Source organism: Streptomyces sp. NPDC059874 (genome assembly GCF_042731135.1).
Classification (GTDB): domain Bacteria; phylum Actinomycetota; class Actinomycetes; order Streptomycetales; family Streptomycetaceae; genus Streptomyces.
In genome coordinates, this window is record NZ_JBHWJY010000092.1 from 1 (window position 1) to 19,079 (window position 19,079).

Sequence of the window (19,079 nt, forward strand, 5' to 3'; positions counted from 1 at the left end):
GCGAAACCCCGCCCGGGGGAACCAACCCAGCCCCGCCGGCGATTGAGGCGCGGGGCGGAGCCGAGGGCCGAGATCCCGCCCGGGGACACCACCCCCAGCCCCGCCGGCGTTTGAGGCGCGGGGCGGAGCCGAGGGCCGAGATCCCGCCCGGGGGACCATCCCAGCCTCGCCGGCGATTGAGGCGCGGGGCGGAGCCGAGGGCCGAGATCCCGCCCGGGGGACCATCCCAGCCCCGCCGGCGATTGAGGCGCGGGGCGGACCCGAGGGCCGAGATCCCGCCCGGGGGACCATCCCAGCCCCGCCGGCGATTGAGGCGCGGGGCGGACCCGAGGGCCGAGATCCTGCCCGGGGGGACCATCCCAGCCTCGCCGGCGACTGAGGCGCGGGGCGGAGCCGAGGGCTGAGAGCCTGCCCGGGGGGACCATCCCAGCCTCGCCGGCGATTGAGGCGCGGGGCAGCGCACCCGGCAGCGGCGGCGCCTAGCGGTCCAGGAGGTCGGCTCGGCCGTGGGTGGCGTACGACGCCAGGAGCGTGGACAGGGCCTCCGAGTCGAGGGGCTCGTAGCCGCCGGACGGCGAACGGTGCCAGACCGGGTCCGGGTCGCAGCGGAAGGCGGCGCGGCGCAGGGCGACCCGGTGGACCTTGTTCGTCGCCGTGACCGGCATCTCCGGCAGGACGCGGACGTACCGGGGGGACATCTTCGTGCCCAGGTCCGGCTGCGCGGCCAGGAAGGCGGCGAAGGCGTCGGGGTCGAACCGCCCGCCCTCCCGGAGGGAAACGGCGGCCATCACCTGGTCGCCCGCGACTTCGTCCGGGACGGCGTACACGGCGACCGCCGCCGCGGCCGGCCAGCGGGCCAGGATGTTCTCGATCACCGCGGCCGCCAGGTTCTCGCTGTCGACGCGCAGGCGGTCGTCCGTACGGCCCGCGAAGTAGAGGAAGCCCTGCGCGTCCCGGAAGAAGAGGTCTCCCGTCCAGTACCAGCCGTCCCTCGTACGGGCGGCCTCCGCGTCCGGGTTGCGCCAGTAGCCCTCGAACAGGCTGCGGCCCCGGTTGACCAGTTCTCCGATGGCCGCCGAGCCGTTGAGGAGGCGGCCCTCCGCGTCGAGGACGGCCGGCGGGCATTCGCGGCCCGTCTCCGGGTCGATCACCGCGAGGTCGTCCCCCGCCCCCGCCCGGCCCAGGGCGCCCGGCGGGGTGTCGGCCGTCCGCTGGACGGAGGCGCCGCCCTCGGTGGCCCCGTAGCCCTCGACCAGCCGCACCCCGAACCGCTCGGCGAAGCGTGCCGCGTCCACCGCTCCGGCCTCGGTACCGAAGCCGAGGCGGAGGGTGTGCGCGCGGTCGTGCGGGGTGGGTGGGGTGGCCAGGAGGTATTGGATCGCCCGCCCGACGTACGTGAAGTACGTGGCCCCGTACGCCCGTACGTCGTCCAGGAAGGAGGAGGCGGAGAACCGTCGGCGGAGGGCCACCGCCGCGCCGCCCACCAGTGCGGGGAGCCAGTCCGCTATCACCGCGTTGCCGTGGAAGAGCGGCATGCAGACGTAGTGGACGTCGTCCTCGCCGACCGAGAAGCTCCGCGCCAGGGAGGCTCCGGCGCCCGCCAGTCGGCCCTGCGAGCAGACGGCCGCCTTGGGAGCGCCGGTGGAGCCGGAGGTGAAGTAGAGGAGGAGGCGGGAAGACTGAACCGGGGCGGCCAGTACCGCGTCGCCCGGCTTGGCGGCCGCGTAGGGGGCGAGGAGGGCGGCGTACTCCTCGGTGTCGGTGATCAGGAGCCGTACGCCGGGCAGGTCGAGGCCGCGGAGGAGGGGCAGATGGGCGCGCTCGGTGATCAGGATCCGGCACTCGGTGTGCAGGATGTCGCGGGCCAGCTCGGGGCCGCGCCGGGTGGGGTTGATGCCGGCGACGGCGGCCCCCGCGAGGGCCGCCGCGCCGAGCCAGAACGGGAATTCCGGGGTGTTGTCGAGCAGCACCCCGATGTGTGGCTCGGCCCCCGGGGGCATGAGGTCGACGAGGAGCGCGGCGCGCGCGGCTGCTTCCCGGGCGGCCTGGTGATGGGTGAGGACACCTTCCTCGTGCTTCAGCCCGGGTCGGTGGTCGCCCCATTGGCGCGCTATGAGCTCCGCGACGGTTTCGGGTGGAGTCGTCGTCCGCATGCCGCCGGAGGGTAGCTGACGTTCCGTCAGAACTGAACGTCGGAGCAGGCGTAGAAGGCCATCGGGGTGTCGTTGACGGTCCAGACCGCCAGGATCAGGTGGCGTCCGGTCTTGCCGCTGGGCATGTTGCCCTGGTGGACGGTGGTCATGGCGGGCCGGGCGCCGTTGTAGGCGACGGTGAGGAAGGGCTGTGGTTCGAGGTCGGCGCGGGTGAGCGCCCTGGTGCCGGTCCAGCCGTTCTTGGTGATGTAGTACTTGAAGTCGGTGGTGGAGTGGTTGGCGGTGAACTGCCACCGGAAGCCGTAGCTCTGACCGTTGGTCACGGCCGTCGTGGGCCAGGCTCCGCCGCGCGGGTCGTCGAGCTCCGCGAACTGCGAGAGGCCCGCGGAACATATCTTGCCGTCGGCGGGACCGGCCGCCGGGAAGCCCTTGAAGCCCTCCACGCTCTGCGGTTCCCACTGGATGGCTCCGCAGTTGGCGACGGTCTTGTTGGCGCAGAGCTTCTGGCGGCTGATGGGGGTGTCGGTGTAGCCGTGACCGCTGGCGGTGGGGGCGGTGAGGAGGGTGACTCCGGCGACGAGGCCGAGACCGAGCGCGGCGGCGCCGGCCGCCCGTCCGGGCATGCGGAAGTGACGCATGATGCTCCTTGAACGTGGGGGGAAGTTCGGTCAGAGCGTGCGCACGCGTGGGGATTCGGTTCAGGTCTAGACCAAGTCCCAGATTATTGACGAGAGTTGGCCATGTCCATACCAATGGGAGAACGGGTGGTCCGGTCGGTTCCGGCCACCCGTTCCCGTTGTTGCTTTCCTCGGACCTATTCGGCGCGGCCCGTGTAGAAGGCGACCGTGAGGTCCTTCACCAAGGCCTTGCGCTCGTAGTCGTCCAGCTCGACGAGCCCGCGAGAGGTCAGCCGGTGGACGGTGTCGTCGACGGCGTCGACGACCGAGGTCAGCACGGTGTCCCGGTGCTTCGCGTCGATCGCGGCCACCCGACGGCGGCGCATCGCCTCGGCGACCTCGGGCGCGTACTCGATCCGGGTGGGCTGCGCCGAGTACACCTCCACGCCCACGGCCTCGGTCTCGGCCGCCAGCATCCGGGTCAGCGCGTCACCGACGGCCTCGGCGTCGCGCAGGGTCGGGGCGTCCTCGTGGAAGGCGTCGGCGGGCAGTTGGGACAGGACGCGGGCCATGGCCGATTCGACCTGCTCGGCCAGGTAGTCGACATGGTCCTCGACGGCGAGGGTGGCCCGGGCCGTGTCCTTGACCTGCCAGACCACTTGGACGACCACCTGGAGGGCGAGGCCGCCGGAGTCCACGGCCGGCATGGGGTCGCTGCGCCAGTGGCGCAGGCGTACGTCGACCCGGCGGCGCAGGAGGAGCGGGCTGACCCAGGTCAGGCCGGTACGACGGACCGTGCCGCGGTAGCGGCCGAAGAGGGTGAGCACCCAGGCGTGGCCGGTACGGGCGCGGCCCAGGCCGCCGAGGGCGAGGAGGGCGACGATGCCGAGGAAGGCGAGCGGGGGCCAGTGCTGCGCGCGCAGGCCCTGGTAGGCGCGGGGGGTCCCACCGAAGGCGGCCACGAGGGGGGCGGGGACGATCCCGGTCCGCCAGAACACTGCGGCGCAGCCGGTGAGGGCGAGCCCGCCGACGGCCACGCCGACCCAGCCGGGCAGCACCGGGCCGCGGTGCTCCCGGAGCCGGTCGTCCCCGCGGGGGACGCGGCGGCCGGGGGCGGGGCGGGGTGCGGGTCGGGGTGCGGGGCGGGGCGGGGCGGGGGCCGTCATCACCTTCGGCGCACTCGGCTCCCCGCGGAAGGGGAGGTGCACCGGGACCTCGGTGACCGCCGGGCCCCGGTGCGGCGGCCGGAACCGGGGGATGTCCTGGGTGTCCGCCTCCTCCGGCTCCCTCGGCTCCGCTCGTTCCAGTCCGCGTGCCACAGCTCGGGCGACGATCTCGGCGACGCCGGGGCCGGGGATGCCGGAGGGCTCCTGCGGGTGCGGGATGGCGACTTCCTCGTCGGCGCCGACGCTCCGCAGGCGGAGGGTGGGAACGGGGGCGTACCCGTGCTCCGCGGCGGAGGGCTCGGCCGGCTCGACGGGCAGCGGGGCGGCGGGCTCCGCGGCCTCGCGCGGGGCGGCGACGTGCGGGGTGGGGGGCTGCGGGGTGGGTGCCTGCGGCGCGGTTCCCCTACCCGCCCCTTCCCGAAACCGGGGCTCCGCCCCGGACCCCGGTCGGGCGTCGTCGCTCGCGTGCGCGGCGGCCCGGTTCGGGGCCGGGTCGGCTTCCGAGTCGGCGGGCCGGGCTGACGTCGCCGCGGGCACCGGCTCCCGTTCGGCGGCGACCGCCACCGCCGCGGAGACGAGCGGAGCGGTCGGCTCCGCGGCCTCGCGCGGTGCGGCCACGAGGGGGGCGGGGGCCTGCGGCGGCGCTGCTCCCCTGCCGACCCCTTCCCGAGACCGGGGGTCCTGCCCGAGGTCGTCGTCACTCAGGTGCGCGGCGGCCCAGGCCGGGGCCGGGCGGGCCGCCGGGTCCCCCGCCGACGGCGCGGGAGCCCGGGTCGGGGACGGGGCCGGGTGGGGTTCCGGCCCGGAGGCCCGGCATGACGGGGCCGCCGGCGCGAGCTCCGGTTCCGTGGCGGCCGCCGCGACCAGCGGAGCGGCAGGCTCCGCGGCCTCGCGGGGTGCGGCCAGGTGCGGGGCGGGCCCCGTCGGGGCGAGCGACGCGGGGGCGGGCGAAGCCAGGGCGGGCGAAGCCAGGGCGGGCCCCGGTGGGACGAGCGCCGCGGGGGCGGGCGAGGCCAGGGCGGGCGAAGCCGAGGTGGGCGTCGGAGAGGTGGGCTTCGGCGGGGTGGGGGGAGTTTTGGCGGTCGGGGGGATTCGGAGGGTGCCCGTGGTCGTGGTGGTGCGGGTGGGGTACATCGTTACCTCCGTCATGCGAACAGCCGGCGCCAGGTTTCCGGGCCCGGATAGCCGTCGGCCTCCGCGCCGCGCCAACCCTGCGCGCGTTGGAAGGCCTCGACGGCGCGGCGGTCGGCTTCGCCCCAGCGGGGGCCCGGGCCGGACCGGTAGTGCTTGCCGAAGCCCTTCTTCACCAGCCGGCGGCCGAGCGCGGTGATGGCCTCGTGGGACGACCCCGGGCGGAACACCGACGCCCCCGGGAAGGCCCGTACGCCGCCCGGACCGGGCAAACCGCTGCCCGTCGTCGGCGGGATGTCCTTGCCCTGGCGGTCGACCAGCAGCCGCCAGGTCTGCGCGCCCGGGAGGCCGTCGGCGTCCGCGCCGGTCCAGCCCTGCGCACGCTGGAAGGCCTGCGTGGCCAGCCGGGCGGACTCGGTCCACTCCATGCCCACGCCCCGCGGGTAGAAGCGGGAGCCGCCCCGGTCGACCAGCATCCGGCCCAGCCGGGCGACGTGCTCGTTGCTCTGTCCCGGGCCGAACTTCGCGGCGCCCGGGAAGGACGAGGAGCCATCCGCCGGCGGACCCGGCGTGTCGACGCCGCCGACGACGCCGTTGTACCGGTACGGGATGTACTTCGTCGCGTTGTTCCAGTACCCGTAGGGCGTCGCCAGCTTCCGCGTCGTCGGCCGCGTCTGCTCGTAGGCGATGTAGTGCGTGCGGGTCTCGTCCACCCACCCCCCGAAGAGGGTGACGTGCGAGCCCTTGTTGGGGTCCGCCGGGTTGTGGAAGAGCAGCATGTCCCCCGGCAGCAGCTCGTCCTTCGTGATGCGGGTGGCGAATTTGTCCAGGCTGCCGGTCCATTCGTTGGTGCCCAGGTTCCAGACCATGGAGACGTAGCCGGAGCAGTCCTGCCGGTATCCGTCCGTCCAGTAGTCGGACATGCTGTACGGGACCTTCGCGTCCAACCACAGCTTCGCCCGGTTGATCATCGTCGCCCGGTCGAGCCGCTTCTTCGTCGCGGCGGGCGCCGCCGGGGCTCCGGGTTGCCCGGCCGGGCCGGCCTTCGGGCCGTGCAGCGGGGCCCGGCCGCCCTGCGGGGTGCCGGGGTCGTCAAGGGACGCCGGTCCCGGGGGCGGGGTGGTCACGGCGACGGCGGCCGAGCCGCCACCGCCCAGGACCACGCCCGCCGCGGTGGCCAGGACCAGCGCGCGGCGGGCCCCGCGCGCCGCGGGGTGGCCTCCGTCGCGCAGCGGTATGGCCCGCGCGCGGGCGAGTGCGCGGCGACGGTGCGCGCATCCCCGGCAGGGGCAGTCGCCCGCGGGCTCGTACTCCTCGAAAACGGGCATCGGCATCTGCGTCGGCGTCGGCACCTGCGTCGGAGGCTGCATCGTCATGCGGTTCCGTCCACTCCCCTGCTCGTCCACTGGTCGGCGGGCCGCGTCTGGCGGGGCATCAGATGCGGCACGGCCAGACATATCGTGCACGATAAACCCCCCAAACATGGGTTAATCGGACAAGGCGGGCGTGGCTGGTCACGAGCACCCGCAGAGGTGGGGTAGAGTTTTCCCTGTCAGCAAGCGCCGCTAGCTCAGTTGGTTAGAGCAGCTGACTCTTAATCAGCGGGTCCGGGGTTCGAGTCCCTGGCGGCGCACAGACGGAGGAAGCCCCTCGCAGTGAAAACTGCGAGGGGCTTCCTCGTGTTCGAGCCGCCTGCCGCGCCTAGGCCGCCGTGCCCGGCCGGACTCCCGCGCCCGTCAGGTAGGCGGAGACCACCACGTTCGCCGTGTACTCCTTGGCCGCCTTGTCGTACGAACCTCCGCAGGTCACCAGCCTCAGCTCGGCGCGGCCCGCGACCCGCTGGCCGTACGCCTTGTGCGGGTCGAAGCCCGCGCGCTCGTAGACCCGTACGTCCTCGATGGTGAACTCGGCGACCGACCCGTCCGCCCGCGCCACCCGCACCTTGTCGCCCGGCTGCGCCGAGCTCAGACCGTAGAACACCGCCGGTTTGGAACGGGTGTCCACGTGCCCCACCATCAGCGCGGCTCCGGCCGCGCCCGGCTGGACGCCCTTGCTCCACCAGCCCACCGTGCCCGGGCTGTCGTACGGCGGCGGCTCGATCGCGCCGTCCTTGTCCAGGCCCCGGGGGATCACCGGGGCCTGGATGCCTATGGAGGGCACGTCGACCCGCTGCGGCAGGGCGCCCGCGAGCGGGGCGCGCGCGGCCGGCAGCCCCGGGCCGACGGCCGCGCCCGCCTGGCCGGCGAGCGGGGCCGGAACCCCGGTGATCTGGCGGCCCCACAGCCACAGCCCGAGCACCAGAACCGACCAGGCGGCGAACGTCAGCAGCCGCCCGCCGGGGGAAGCCTTGGGCTCGCTCACACCCGTCTCAATCGCCGCTGCGTCGGCGGCGCAGGGTCAGCGCCCGGCCCGCCACCGCGAGGGTGGCCACGGCGGCGAGGACGGCGCCGATCACCGTGTGCGGCAGGCCCGGGCCGTCGCCGCCGTGGTCCTTCTTGGCCGTCGCCGCCAGCTCTGACCTCTGCGGCTGCTTCTCGACCTCGGCCGCCATGCCACCGCCGCCCGCGTGGACCGGCCAGACCGGCGAGGCGTGGTGGGTGGGACGGTGGTGGGCGATCTCGATGGAGCCGCTGACCTTGTCGTGACCGTCGCAGGTCACCCGGATGGAGTGCCAGCCGGGCGAGGCGTGGGAGCGGATCAACCCGTCGCCGTAGAGCGGGCTGCGACCGCCGTCGCGGCCGTGCAGGTCGACGTCGTCCACGAAGACCGATGACTTCGCGGCCCCGCGGGACCCCTCGCAGCCGTGGACGCGCAGCTTGACCTGCGCCCCCGGGTGGGCCGGGTTCGGGTCGACCGAGATGCTTCCGCCCCGGTCGCCGCGGTCGCCGCGGTCCTCCTCGCCCGCGAGGGCGGTCGGCGCGGCCACCGCGGAGAGCGCCGTCAGGGCGACGGCCACCCCGGCGGCGCGGAGAGCGATCAGAACACTGCGCATGGTGAACCTCCTCGTCAAGGAGATTCACGCGCGGCGCGCCGCTCCGCATCCGGAGCGGCGCCGTACGTGTCAGCCGTGTCAGCCGTACGTCCCAAACACGGTTCGCCCCTACGGCCGAACGCGCCGGCCCGAACGTGTCAGACGAGGTCGACCAGGTCCGCGATCGAGTCGACCGTCTTGGTGGGCCGGTACGGGAACTGCTCGGTGTCCGCCACGGAGGTCAGGCCGGTGAGGACGAGGAAGGTCTGCATGCCCGCCTCCAGACCCGCCAGGACGTCGGTGTCCATCCGGTCGCCGATCATCGCGCTGGTCTCCGAGTGCGCGCCGATGGCGTTCAGGCCGGTCCGCATCATCAGCGGGTTGGGCTTGCCCGCGAAGTACGGCGTCTTGCCGGTCGCCTTGGTGATGAGCGCGGCGACCGCGCCGGTGGCGGGGAGCGGGCCCTCGGTGGAGGGGCCGGTCTCGTCGGGGTTGGTGCAGATGAAGCGGGCGCCCGCGTTGATCAGGCGGACCGCCTTCGTCATCGCCTCGAAGCTGTACGTGCGGGTCTCGCCCAGGACCACGTAGTCGGGCTCGTGGTCGGTCAGGACGTAGCCGATGTCGTGGAGGGCCGTGGTCAGGCCGGCCTCGCCGATGACGTACGCGGTGCCGCCCGGGCGCTGGTCGTCGAGGAACTTGGCCGTGGCCAGGGCCGAGGTCCAGATGTTCTCGACGGGGACGTCCAGGCCCATCCGGGAGAGGCGGGCCTGGAGGTCGCGCGGGGTGTAGATGGAGTTGTTGGTCAGCACCAGGAAGGGCTTGCCGGACTCGCGCAGCCGCTTGATGAAGGCATCGGCGCCGGGGATCGGAGTGCCCTCGTGAATGAGGACCCCGTCCATGTCGGTGAGCCAGGATTCGATCGGCTTGCGCTCTGCCACTGGACTGTTCTCCGCTCTGGTGGCTCTGACCTGTGGTCTGTACCACCACCCTAACGGGAGCGGGCCGTGGACGCGGTCGGCGTCCACGGCCCGGACACGCTAGCCCAGACGGACGTTGTCGACGGTCCAGTACCAGTTGTTGCTGCCGGCGTAGCGGAAGCGGATCTGGACGTCGGTGGCGCCCGCCGGGATCTGGAGGGCGAGGGACTCGGACTTGGCGACGGCGTCGGCGGTGTAGCTCTTGACCACCGTCGGCGTACCGCCGTTGTACGAGACGAGGACCTGGGCGGTCTGTCCGGCCTCCTGGCGGTAGTGCGTCTGGAAGGTCAGGTTGCGCGTGGTGCCGCCGGTGACCGCCCACTTGGGGGTGATCAGGGTGGAGTCGTAGCCGCCGGTGTGGCTCTTGTCGTCCCACTCGTCGGAGTCGGCGACGGCGAAGACGTCACGGGAGCGGACGTTCAGCTCGCGCCACTGGTCGCGCTGCGCCTGGCTCCAGAACTCGTCGGTCGCGAAGGCCCAGCCTGCCCACTCGGTGACACCGCCCGTGCCCATCTTGGAGTTGTCGACGGACCAGCCCGCCGGCGGGGTGTGCGTGAAGCCCTTCGTGCCGGACGGGATGCCCGTCTCGTCGACGCGGGCCTGGAGGTTCGGGCGCAGGGTGTCGAAGGGGTCGTCGTCCGGAGCGTTCAGCGGGACGCCGTCCAGCCCGGTGGTGGCGACGCCGACCTGCTGGAGCGCGGTCGCGGCAACGTCCACCAGCTTGACGTCGTCGCGCACCGAACCGGCGGGGATGCCCGCGCCCTTGGCGATGACGAAGGTGCCGCGCTCCTGGATGCTGGAGCCGCCGTGGCCACCGGTGTCGGTGTGGCCGTGGTCGGTGGTGACCAGGATCTTCCAGTTCTCCTGGGCGTACGTCGGGCGGCTCTGGATGGCGGTGAGGAGCTTGCCGACCAGCGCGTCGGACTCGGCGATGGTGTCGAGGTACTGCCGGCTGGCCGCACCGTAGGAGTGGCCGGCGTGGTCGATGTCGCCGAAGTAGACGAAGGCGGCGTCCGGGTTCTGGTCGCGCAGTTCGGCGGAGGCCGCGGCCGCGATCTTCGGGTCCTCGGTGTGGTAGCCGTCGCGGTCGCCCTTGAGGGAGAGGCGCTTGTCGACCTTGGCCGAGAAGATCGGGCCGTTCTGGTCGGTGGAGGTGATGGGCTCCCAGTCGGCCGCCGCGTACGTGTTGAGCGCCGGCTTGGCGTTCTCGATGCGGGTCAGGAAGTCCGGGTAGGCGGCGTAGTTCTTGCCGGTGAAGGAGTTGTCCTTCACTCCGTGCTTGTCGGGCCAGACGCCGGTGGCGATGGTCGACCAGCCGGGGCCCGAGGAGGTGGCGGCCATCGGGTTCGCGTAGAGGGTGCTCTTGGCGGTCAGGCCCTGGGCCATCAGGCCCTTCAGGTAGGGCGCGTTGGCGACCTTGACGCGGTCGAGGACCGCGCCGTCCAGGCCGATGACCAGGACCTTGTCGGTGCTGCCGGCCGCGTCTGCGGCGGTGGCGGTTGCGGTGTGCACGCCGAGGGCGGTGGCGAGCAGGGCCGTGGTGGTGGCGGCCACGGCGAGGGTGCGTCCGGACAGGACAGTGGACACGTACTCCTCCTGGGAGCAAGTGAGCGGCGGAAGGTGCGGGACCTTGCGGGGGACGTGCGTCCGGGTCCGGACCGAGGCGCAGGGCGCGCACCTCGGTCCAGACCCGTTATGCAAGCGTCACTGTCCCGGTCGTGGATGACCAGGAAGTGACCGGTCAGCTTCCGGTCGCCGACTTCCACGCGTCGACGTAGGCGGAGAGGTTCTTGTCGATGTCGGCCCAGTCCGGCTCGAAGACCTCGACACCCGTCATGATCTTGGTGAGTTCGACGGCGTTCGCGTCGGTCGGCTTGATGTCGGTGCGCGCCGGGAAGCCGCCGCCGACCTCGCTGACCAGCTTCTGGGCGTCCTCGCTGAGGAGGTAATCGAGGAGCTTCTTGCCGTTCTCGGTGTGCGGGGCCTTGTCGACCAGGCCAGCCGCGTAGGGCAGGGCGAAGGTGGTCGGCTTGCCGCCGTCCTTCGCCGGGAACCAGATGCCCAGGTTCGGCATGGACTTGGACTGCGCGAAGTTCATCTGGACGTCGCCGTTGGCGACGAGCAGCTCGCCCTTGTCGGTCTTCGGGGCGAGCTTGCTGGTGGAGGAGGACGGGCCGACGTTGTTGGCCTGGAGCTTCTTCAGGTACTCGTTCGCCGGCTCCTTGCCGCCGAAGTCGTGCATCGCCTTGATGAGCACGGCGGTGCCGTCGCCCGCGACGCCCGGGGTGGAGTACTGGAGCTTGCCCTTGTACTTGGCGTCCAGCAGCTCCTCCCAGGTCTTGGGGGCCTGGGGCAGCTCCTTCTTGTTGTAGATGAAGCCGAAGTAGTTGTTGACGACCGAGGTCCACTTGCCGTCGGCGGCCTTGTCCGCGCCGTTGACCTTGTCGGAACCCTGGGGCTTGTAGGACTGCAGCAGGCCCTTGCCGTCGGCCTGCTGGATGAAGGGCGGCAGGGTGACGATCACGTCGGCCTGGGTGTTCGTCTTCTCGCGGGCGGCGCGCGCCACCAGCTCGCCGGATCCGCCCTCGACGAGCTTGACCTCGATGCCGGTCTTCTTGGTGAAGTCGGCGAAGACCTTGTCGTACCAGCCGTCGCCCTTCTCGCTCTTGAGGCCGTCGGCGCTGTAGACGGTGACGACCTTCTCCTCGCCGCCCTTGCCGGAGTCGGCGCTGGTGGAACCGCCGCAGGCGGTGAGGGAGACGGCGAGGGCGAGGCTGCCGGTGACGGCGGCGCAGGTGCGGAGCAGGAGCTTGCCGGACATGGAACTTCCTTACGGGGAAAGGGAGTCAGCAGGTATCAGCGGTGATGAGCGGGAATCAGCGGTACGAGGCTTTGGTGCGGATGCGGGAGACCGCCAGCAGGACGATCAGCGTGGCGGCCATCAGGACCACGGCGACGGCGGAGCCGCTGTAGAGCGAACCGCGGTCGGTGGCGGTGAAGACGCGGACGGGGAGGGGCATCCAGTCCGGCGGGTAGAGCATCATCGTGGCGCTCAGCTCGCCCATGGACAGGGCGAAGCAGAGCCCTGCGGCCGCCGTGAGGGACGGCAGCAGGAGCGGGAGTTTGACCCGCCACAGCACGTACGAGGGGCGGGCGCCCAGGGAGGCCGCCGCCTGCTCGTAGGCCGGGTCGAGACGAACGATGGCGGCCGAAACCGACTGGTAGGCGAACGCCGTGACAAGAATGGTGTGCGCCAGGATGACGATGGAGCCGGTCCCGTTGAGCAGGAGCGGGGGCCGGCTGAAGGCGACGAGCACCGCGAGGCCGACGACCACGGACGGCACGGCGACGGGCAGCATGAACAGCGCGTCCAGGGACCGCTTCCCGCGCTTCTTCAGCGTGGCGGCGGCCAGCGCGGCCCAGATGCCGACGGTGAGCGCCAGCAGGCTCGCGACCACGGCGGTGACCAGGCTGGTGGTCAGGGCCTGGAGGGATTCGCCCTGTACGGCGGACGCGTAGTTCGCGGTGGTCGCGCCGGAGGGGAAGGCTCCGGACCAGCGGGTGGCGAAGGAAGCCGCGACCACGACGAGCAGGGGCAGGGCGAAGAGGGGCAGGAAGAGGAGGCCGAAGAGGCCCCAGGCGGCCCAGCGGCCGGTCTTGCTATGCACCAGCACGCTTGCTCACCACCCGGTAGAGGCCGAACAGGCCGACGGAGATCGCGATGTTGACGACGGCGACCACGCAGGCGGCCGAGTAGTCGGATTCGAGGATGGCCTTGCCGTAGATGAGCATCGGCAGGGTCGTGACGTCCTTGGCTCCGGTGAACAGGACGATCCCGAACTCGTTGAGGCACATGACCAGGACGAGGCTGCCGCCGGCGGCGAGCGCCGGGAGGGCCTCGGGGAGGATCACCTGCCGGATGATCCGGGCGGGCCGTGCGCCGAGGCCGGCCGCGACCTCCAGCTGGGCGGTGTCCAGCTGGGAGAAGGCGGCGAGCAGCGGGCGCATCACGAAGGGCGTGAAGTAGGTGATCTCCGCGAGGAGGACGCCCCAGGGGGTGGTGAGGAAGTGGAACGGCCCTTCGGGGGCGCCGGTGAGGTCGGTCCAGACGCCGTTCGCCATGCCGACGGTGCCGTAGATGAACAGCAGCGCGAGGGTGATGAGGAAGGAGGGGAAGGAGAGGAAGACGTCGATGAACTTCGCGACGGCGCGGGCGCCGGGGAAGGGCACGAAGGCGATGATCAGCGCGAGCACGAACCCGAGGACGAGGCAGCCGGCGGTGGCTCCGACGGCGAGCCAGACGGTGGTCCCGAGGGCCTCGCGGAAGGCGGTGGAGGCGAAGACGGAGCCGTAGGCGTCGAAGGCGCCGCCGCCGTTCTCGGGGGTGAACGACTGCTGCACCACCAGCCCGAGCGGGTACAGGAACACCAACGCGAGCACGACGACGGGCGGCAGCGCCCATACGCCGCGCGGCACGGCCCGCCGGTTCCCCTGCGGGGTCGCCAGCCGGTTCCCCTGCGGGGTGCGACCGCCCTGGCCAGCACCACCTGCCTGGCTGGGGCCGGCCTCCTGGTGGGCCGCTTCCCGGGGGGTGCCGCCCGCCTGGCTGGCGCCGCCTGCATGGCCGGTGCCGGCCTCCTCGTGGGCCGCTTCCCGGCGGGTGCCGGCTGCCTGGCTGACGATGTCGGTTGTGGCGGTCCCCTGCGGGGGTCTCCCACTCGCCCGTTCCCCGTGGGGCTTCGCCCCGGAGCGCGGGGCGGCGGCGGGACCACCCTCCAGCCTCGCCGGCGTTTGAGGCGCGGGGTCCGGGGCGGAGCCCCGGGGCTCGGAGGGGGTGCCGGGGGCGGAGCCCCGGGCCTCCTCGGAGGGGGTTGCGAGGGGGGCCGCGGACGGTTCGCGCTCGCCGGCGGGAGCCGGGCCGGCGGAGGAGTGCTGGGCCGGGACGGCGACGCCGCGCCGCGTGGCGTCAGTCATCCGACACCCCCGCGGCCAGCAGCACGGCGTCCCGGGGTTCGAAGTGCAGGGTGACCCGGTCGCCGAGGGCGGGGGTTTCGCGGAGTTCGGGGAGGTCCGCCTTGACGCGGTGGCCGTCGACCTCCACGTACAGCCGGTGCGTGGAGCCGCGCCACTGGACCTCGGTGATGGTGCCGCTCAGCGCGTTCGGGCCGTCGCCGAGGCCGAGCAGGTGCGGCCGTACGCACAGGGTGGCGGTGGAGCCCGGCGCCGCGCGGCCGCGGTCGAGGGCCAGGGGCCGCCCGGCGAACACCGCGCCGCCCTCCGCCACGGTGACCGGCAGCAGGTTCGCGTTGCCGACGAACGACGCCGTGAACTCGGTGCGCGGCGCCCGGTACAGCTCCTGCGGGGTTCCGCAGTCCTGGAGGCGGGCCTTGTCCATGACCGCGATCCGGTCGGCCAGGGTGAGCGCCTCCACCTGGTCGTGCGTGACGTACAGGATGGACACGTCCGGCAACTCGCGGTGCAGTCGGGCCAGTTCCGCGAGCATCCCGGAGCGCAGCTGCGCGTCGAGGGCCGAGAGGGGCTCGTCCAGGAGGAGGACGCCGGGCCGGATCGCCAGCGCACGCGCGATGGCGACGCGCTGCTGCTGCCCGCCGGACAGCTCGCGGGGGTAGCGCTTGGCGTAGGCCGCCATGCCCGTCATCTCCAGGGCCTCGGTGACCCGGCCGGGGATCTCCGCCTTCGGCGTCTTCTGTGCCTTCAGCCCGAAGGCGACGTTGTCCTCGACGCGCATGTGCGGGAAGAGCGCGTACTGCTGGACGACCATGCCGATGCCCCGCTTGTGCGGTGGGAGCGCGGTGACGTCCTGCCCGCCGATCAGCACCCGGCCCGCGACCGGCCGGACGAACCCGGCCACCGCGCGCAGCGCCGTGGTCTTGCCCGAGCCGGAGGGGCCGAGCAGCGCCATCACCTCGCCGGGCTCGACGGTCAGGTCGAGGGAGTCCAGGACGGTGTTGCCGCCGTACGCGACGCTGACCCCGTCGAAACGTATGCCGCTCACGCCGACTCCGCCAGGAGTGCCGGGAGTTCGGCGACGGAGCCGAGCACGTGGGTCGCGCCGTGTTCGGTCAGGGCGGCCCGCTCGTGGGCTCCGGTGAGGACACCGGCGACGATGCCGGCGCCGGCCCGGGTGCCGCTGAGCATGTCGTAGGCGGTGTCGCCCGCGACCACGATGCGGCGTACGTCGTCCACGGCGCCGGTCCGCAGGAAGGCGGCCAGCACCATGTCCGGGTACGGGCGGCCGCGGCCGCCCGCGTCGGCCGGGCACAGGGTGAGGTCGGCGAGGTCCTGCCAGCCGAGCGCGTCGATGATGGCGTCCTGGGTGACGCGGGCGAAGCCGGTGGTCAGGACCACGGTGCGGCCCGCGGCCCGGAGCTGCTCGATCGCGGCGCGGGCGCCGGGGATCTCGGAGATCAGGCCGGCGTCGACGAGTTCCCCGTAGGCCTGCTCGAAGGCGACGTTCGCGCGCTGCGCGAGTTCCTCCGTACCGAAGAGGTGACGGAAGACGGAGATCTTCGACTCGCCCATGGTGTCGCGGACGTACCGCAGCTTGGCGGCGTGGTCGGCGCCGCCGGGCTCGACCCCGAGGTGCGCGGCGGCCCGCTCGAAGGCGCGCTCGACGAGTCCGCCGTCGGCGACGGTGGTGCCGGCCATGTCGAGGACGATCAGCTTGCTGTGTTCGATGGTCATGTGGCTCACCAGCCCAGTTCGTTCGCGGTGGTCTCGGCTATGGCGGGCGAGCAGGTCATCCCGCGGCCGCCGGGCCCGGTCACCAGCCACACGCCGTCGGCGACCTGCCGGCGGTGGACGACCCGGGTGGTGTCGGTGCACTGCGCGTACACGCCCGCCCAGCGGCGCCGGATCTTCGGCAGCGGGCGGCCCAGGAAGGACTCGACGACCCCGACGAGGTGGTCGTACGGGTCTTCGAGGGTGTCGAACGCGAAGGGGTGCTCGTACTCGTGGGTGTCGCCGATGGTCAGCCCGCCGTCGAGCCGTTGGACCATCAGCAGCTGCATCTTGTGCGCGGCGGCGATCGGCGCCTGCGCCTGCTCGGCGTTGAGGGCGTCCAGGGCGTCGCTCTTGTAGGCGGGGTAGTAGCGGAAGCTGTCGGCGTCCGCGACGGAGGTGGTCAGCGGCTCGCCGAGCGGGGCGGTCTGCATCATCTGCAGCCGGACGCGGCGCACGGGCAGCTCCGGGGCCAGTTCGCGGACCAGGCCGGACAGCCAGGCGCCGGTGGCGAGTACGACCACGTCGCCGCGGTGGACGTCGCCGTGGTCGTCGCGGACGGCGCCCGTACCGACGACCTCGCGGACCTCGCGCCCGGGGAGGAAGGTGTAGCGGCCGGTGGCGTTCAGCGCCGCCCGCAGGTGCGGCTGCGCGGTGCGCGGCTCGACGGCCGCGTCCCGCTCGCACCACAGCGCGGCATCGAACTCGCCGCGCAGGGCCGGGTTGATCTGCCGGGCCTGCTCGGCGGTGACCAGCTCGTAGCCGCGGGCGGCGGCGTCGGGGCGGGCCAGGGCCGCCTCGGCGACGGCGTACTCGCGGCCGTTCCTCACCGGGGTGAGGGAGCCGATGGCACGGAAGCCCAGGCCGGGCACCTGCGCACCGATGCCCTCCCAGAGCTCGCGGGCCCGCAGGGCGGTGTCGAGCTCCTCGCCCCCGGCCCGCCCGCTGACCCAGATCTGGCCGAAATTACGCAGGGACGCGCCGCGGGCCTCGGCCTCTCGCTCGATCTGGACGACCTCGTGGCCGCGTTGGACTGCTTGCCAGGCGTGCATGGTGCCGACCACGCCGCCTCCGACGACTATGACTCTCACGCCGTCCAAGGTGGCCGCGGCCCGTGGCCGCGGAGGATCCACCGGGCAACGCGCCGGTGAACAGCCCCCCAAGCTTGGACCAGACCCGTTATCTTCTCGTGACCTGACTACGCCCGACTCTATCCCGTATGTACGTATATCCGCCGGGCTATTCGGGGCGAAGGCGGGTCGTGAAGCTGAACCGATCACCACGGTAGAGCGAACGCACCCGCTCCAGCGGCCGGCCGTCCGTATCCCGCGAGAAACGGTGGATGAGCAGCATGGGAAGGGCGGGCGGGGTGCCGATCAGCAGCGCCTCACGGGGCGTCGCGAGGACCGTCTCCAACTTCTCGTCGGCGTCACCGAAGGAGATGCCGAGGCTGTCGCGCAGATACCCGTAGAAGGAGGAGTCCGGCTGGAAATCGCTGTCCAGGCGGGGTGCGCGGGCCACCCGGACGTACGTGCTCTCCAGGCCGACGCGCTCGTCGTCCGCGAGCAGTACGCGCTCCAGGTGCCAGACGGGCTCGCCGGCTTCGGCTCCGATGCCCGGGGCGAGGTCGGGCGGGCAGGGGAACTGCTCCAGGCCGATGAGGTGACGGCCCGGCCGGCGGCCCTGGCGGCGCACGCCCTCGGTGTAGCTCGCGAGCGACAGCGGCTGCTCCAACTTCGGCCCGGCGACGACGGTTCCGCGCCCGGCGCGGCGCAGCCTGCCCTCCAGCAGCAACTCGCGCAGGGCCTGCCGGACGGTCTCGCGGGACACCTCGTACCGCTCGGCGAGATCACGCTCGGTGGGCAGCAGGCCGCCCTCGCCGAGCTCGTCGAGCAGGCCGGCGATCAGCGCCTTGACCGCGTAGTACTTGGGGATGCGGCCGTGCTCGGGGATACCGGAGCGCACGGGTGAGCCGGGGCGGTGCGGCATGTTCTGTTCTTCCACGGTGGGACTCTATGCGGGCCGGACGCCCCCGCCGCCGTACGGGGGTTCAGCGCGCGGGACCGCGCAGCCGCCGGGCCCCCATCACGAGCCCACCGCCCGCGAGGAGAGCGGCGACGGCGCCCGCGCCGTACACCCGGTCGCGGTGGCCGGTGTGGGCGAGGGAGCCCGCTTCACCGGAGTCGTCCGGCCCCTCGACGGTGAACCGGTAGCCGCCCGCCTCCCCGATCCAGTCGCCGTCGTCGCCCTTGCGCTGGACGAGGGCGGCGTCGGCGACGACCTCGCCGGTGGGGGCGTCCGGTGCGAAGGCGAGGGAGACCTTGACGGTCAGGGAGCCGCCGGCGCCGACGGTGAACCCGGGAAACGCATCGCCCCCGTCGAACACCGCGATGATCTCGTCGCGGTCGCTCCGCTCCAGACTGACCGGGAAGGTTCCCCCGGGGGCGTCGAAGTCCATGCGCAGGTGCGCGGGGCGCAGGGCGCGGGCCTTGTCGGTGAAGACGACCACGGGGTGGATGGCCGTGCACTCGGAACTCGTCGTGTTCGTCAGGTCCAGGTACCAGCTCTGCGCCCCGCCACCGGTCCGGTACACGGCCGGCCCACCGCGGATCCGCGCCCCGATGGGAAAGGCGGCGCTCTTCCCGTCCCCGCAGGTGGCGAGCGCGCGCGACGGCAACGCGGGCGCGGGGCGGGCCCCGCCTCCGGTGCCGACGTCCGCGCCAGCGGTGGGTGCGGCGGCGGCGACCAGGGCGGCGGAGAGCACGGCGGTGAGGGCCAGGGCTTTGCGCAGTCGCATGGAGGACCTTCGCTGCTCGCCGGACGGGACGATGATCAGACCAGGTGACAATCACCCCGGCCCTGCCCGCACCTTGCCACGCCCGCCCCACCCCTTCCGACCCGCCGCGCCTGACTCATCCGGGTTTACCCCCCAAACGGCCCACGAATCCTCAGCCCCACCGGCGCCCTTTCAGCCCCGCCGGCGCTTGAGGCGCGGGGTCCGGGGCGGAGCCCCAGGCTCTTTCAGCCCCGCCGGCGCTTGAGGCGCGGGGTCCGGGGCGGAGCCCCAGGCCCTTTCAGCCCCGCCGGCGCTTGAGGCGCGGGGTCCGGGGCGGAGCCCCAGGCCCTTTCAGCCCCGCCGGCGCTTGAGGCGCGGGATCCGGGGCGGAGCCCCAGGCCCTTTCAGCCCCGCCGGCGCTTGAGGCGCGGGGTCCGGGGCGGAGCCCCAGCAGCGGCGCCGCCCCGCCCCCCCCCCCCCCCCCCCCCCCCCCCCGCGCCCCCGGCCCCCCCCCCCCCCCCGGGGGGGGCCGGGGGGCCCGGGGCCC

16 protein-coding genes and 1 tRNA gene are annotated in these 19,079 nt (G+C 73.3%); 1 reads left to right on the top strand and 16 read right to left on the bottom strand.

Annotation, left to right across the window (positions count from 1 at the left end; genetic code table 11):
- Positions 1-479: 479 nt before the first annotated feature.
- The 4 genes from ACFV9H_RS35060 to ACFV9H_RS35075 all read right to left on the bottom strand — a co-directional run bounded on the left by ACFV9H_RS35060 (position 480) and on the right by ACFV9H_RS35075 (position 6,401).
- Positions 480-2,153, bottom strand: a complete 1,674-nt coding sequence (locus ACFV9H_RS35060) for an AMP-binding protein (protein ID WP_385406561.1) — start codon at positions 2,151-2,153, stop codon at positions 480-482.
- A 26-nt stretch (positions 2,154-2,179) separates the two neighbouring features.
- On the bottom strand, positions 2,180-2,791 hold the full coding sequence (locus tag ACFV9H_RS35065) for a lytic polysaccharide monooxygenase (protein ID WP_385406563.1): 612 nt from the start codon (positions 2,789-2,791) through the stop codon (positions 2,180-2,182).
- Between the two features lie 176 nt (positions 2,792-2,967).
- Positions 2,968-5,085 carry an SPFH domain-containing protein gene (locus tag ACFV9H_RS35070; protein ID WP_385406565.1) on the bottom strand — a complete coding sequence of 706 codons (2,118 nt, stop codon included), beginning with the start codon at positions 5,083-5,085 and terminating at the stop codon, positions 2,968-2,970.
- Positions 5,082-6,401 (bottom strand): peptidoglycan-binding protein, encoded by a 1,320-nt coding sequence (locus ACFV9H_RS35075; RefSeq protein ID WP_385406620.1) that lies wholly within the window; start codon positions 6,399-6,401, stop codon positions 5,082-5,084. Before ACFV9H_RS35075 ends, ACFV9H_RS35070 begins: the two co-directional genes overlap by 4 nt.
- A gap of 225 nt (positions 6,402-6,626) precedes the next feature.
- On the opposite strand from ACFV9H_RS35075, the gene ACFV9H_RS35080 reads away from it, so the two are divergent.
- A tRNA-Lys gene (locus tag ACFV9H_RS35080) sits at positions 6,627-6,700 on the top strand.
- A 68-nt stretch (positions 6,701-6,768) separates the two neighbouring features.
- Here ACFV9H_RS35080 and ACFV9H_RS35085 read toward each other — a convergent pair.
- The 12 genes from ACFV9H_RS35085 to ACFV9H_RS35140 form a co-directional block, all read right to left on the bottom strand.
- The gene (locus tag ACFV9H_RS35085) at positions 6,769-7,428 is read right to left on the bottom strand and encodes a class F sortase (protein WP_385406568.1); all 660 of its coding nucleotides are present in this window, start codon (positions 7,426-7,428) and stop codon (positions 6,769-6,771) included.
- Positions 7,429-7,435: 7 nt separating this feature from the next.
- Positions 7,436-8,059, bottom strand: a complete 624-nt coding sequence (locus ACFV9H_RS35090) for a hypothetical protein (protein WP_385406571.1) — start codon at positions 8,057-8,059, stop codon at positions 7,436-7,438.
- A 137-nt stretch (positions 8,060-8,196) separates the two neighbouring features.
- The gene (locus ACFV9H_RS35095) at positions 8,197-8,976 is read right to left on the bottom strand and encodes an HAD-IIA family hydrolase (protein WP_385406574.1); all 780 of its coding nucleotides are present in this window, start codon (positions 8,974-8,976) and stop codon (positions 8,197-8,199) included.
- Between the two features lie 99 nt (positions 8,977-9,075).
- The gene (locus tag ACFV9H_RS35100) at positions 9,076-10,602 is read right to left on the bottom strand and encodes an alkaline phosphatase family protein (RefSeq protein ID WP_385406576.1); all 1,527 of its coding nucleotides are present in this window, start codon (positions 10,600-10,602) and stop codon (positions 9,076-9,078) included.
- A gap of 154 nt (positions 10,603-10,756) precedes the next feature.
- Positions 10,757-11,836 (bottom strand): 2-aminoethylphosphonate ABC transporter substrate-binding protein, encoded by a 1,080-nt coding sequence (locus ACFV9H_RS35105; protein WP_385406578.1) that lies wholly within the window; start codon positions 11,834-11,836, stop codon positions 10,757-10,759.
- A gap of 55 nt (positions 11,837-11,891) precedes the next feature.
- Complete coding sequence (locus ACFV9H_RS35110) at positions 11,892-12,689, bottom strand: ABC transporter permease (protein WP_385406580.1); 798 nt, start codon at positions 12,687-12,689, stop codon at positions 11,892-11,894.
- Positions 12,676-13,521 (bottom strand): 2-aminoethylphosphonate ABC transporter permease subunit, encoded by an 846-nt coding sequence (locus ACFV9H_RS35115; RefSeq protein WP_385406623.1) that lies wholly within the window; start codon positions 13,519-13,521, stop codon positions 12,676-12,678. The genes ACFV9H_RS35110 and ACFV9H_RS35115 overlap by 14 nt, the downstream gene beginning before the upstream one ends.
- A 460-nt stretch (positions 13,522-13,981) precedes the next feature.
- Positions 13,982-15,031 carry an ABC transporter ATP-binding protein gene (locus ACFV9H_RS35120; RefSeq protein ID WP_385406582.1) on the bottom strand — a complete coding sequence of 350 codons (1,050 nt, stop codon included), beginning with the start codon at positions 15,029-15,031 and terminating at the stop codon, positions 13,982-13,984.
- Positions 15,028-15,720 carry a phosphonatase-like hydrolase gene (locus ACFV9H_RS35125; RefSeq protein WP_385406585.1) on the bottom strand — a complete coding sequence of 231 codons (693 nt, stop codon included), beginning with the start codon at positions 15,718-15,720 and terminating at the stop codon, positions 15,028-15,030. Before ACFV9H_RS35125 ends, ACFV9H_RS35120 begins: the two co-directional genes overlap by 4 nt.
- 5 nt (positions 15,721-15,725) lie before the next feature.
- The gene (locus ACFV9H_RS35130) at positions 15,726-16,847 is read right to left on the bottom strand and encodes a TIGR03364 family FAD-dependent oxidoreductase (RefSeq protein ID WP_385406587.1); all 1,122 of its coding nucleotides are present in this window, start codon (positions 16,845-16,847) and stop codon (positions 15,726-15,728) included.
- A gap of 148 nt (positions 16,848-16,995) precedes the next feature.
- Positions 16,996-17,745: a GntR family transcriptional regulator gene (locus ACFV9H_RS35135; RefSeq protein ID WP_385406625.1), complete on the bottom strand. Its 750-nt coding sequence runs from the start codon at positions 17,743-17,745 to the stop codon at positions 16,996-16,998.
- A 61-nt stretch (positions 17,746-17,806) separates the two neighbouring features.
- The gene (locus tag ACFV9H_RS35140) at positions 17,807-18,553 is read right to left on the bottom strand and encodes a hypothetical protein (RefSeq protein ID WP_385406590.1); all 747 of its coding nucleotides are present in this window, start codon (positions 18,551-18,553) and stop codon (positions 17,807-17,809) included.
- Positions 18,554-19,079: the final 526 nt, after the last annotated feature.

What these genes read in the sequence shown, in the direction of transcription:
- ACFV9H_RS35060 (WP_385406561.1), bottom strand. Translation starts at nt 2,153, where the DNA reads ATGCGGACGACGACTCCACCCGAAACCGTCGCGGAGCTCATAGCGCGC.
- ACFV9H_RS35065 (WP_385406563.1), bottom strand. Translation starts at nt 2,791, where the DNA reads ATGCGTCACTTCCGCATGCCCGGACGGGCGGCCGGCGCCGCCGCGCTC.
- ACFV9H_RS35070 (WP_385406565.1), bottom strand. Translation starts at nt 5,085, where the DNA reads ATGACGGAGGTAACGATGTACCCCACCCGCACCACCACGACCACGGGC.
- ACFV9H_RS35075 (WP_385406620.1), bottom strand. Translation starts at nt 6,401, where the DNA reads ATGCCGATGCCCGTTTTCGAGGAGTACGAGCCCGCGGGCGACTGCCCC.
- ACFV9H_RS35090 (WP_385406571.1), bottom strand. Translation starts at nt 8,059, where the DNA reads ATGCGCAGTGTTCTGATCGCTCTCCGCGCCGCCGGGGTGGCCGTCGCC.
- ACFV9H_RS35105 (WP_385406578.1), bottom strand. Translation starts at nt 11,836, where the DNA reads ATGTCCGGCAAGCTCCTGCTCCGCACCTGCGCCGCCGTCACCGGCAGC.
- ACFV9H_RS35125 (WP_385406585.1), bottom strand. Translation starts at nt 15,720, where the DNA reads ATGACCATCGAACACAGCAAGCTGATCGTCCTCGACATGGCCGGCACC.
- ACFV9H_RS35135 (WP_385406625.1), bottom strand. Translation starts at nt 17,745, where the DNA reads ATGCCGCACCGCCCCGGCTCACCCGTGCGCTCCGGTATCCCCGAGCAC.
- ACFV9H_RS35140 (WP_385406590.1), bottom strand. Translation starts at nt 18,553, where the DNA reads ATGCGACTGCGCAAAGCCCTGGCCCTCACCGCCGTGCTCTCCGCCGCC.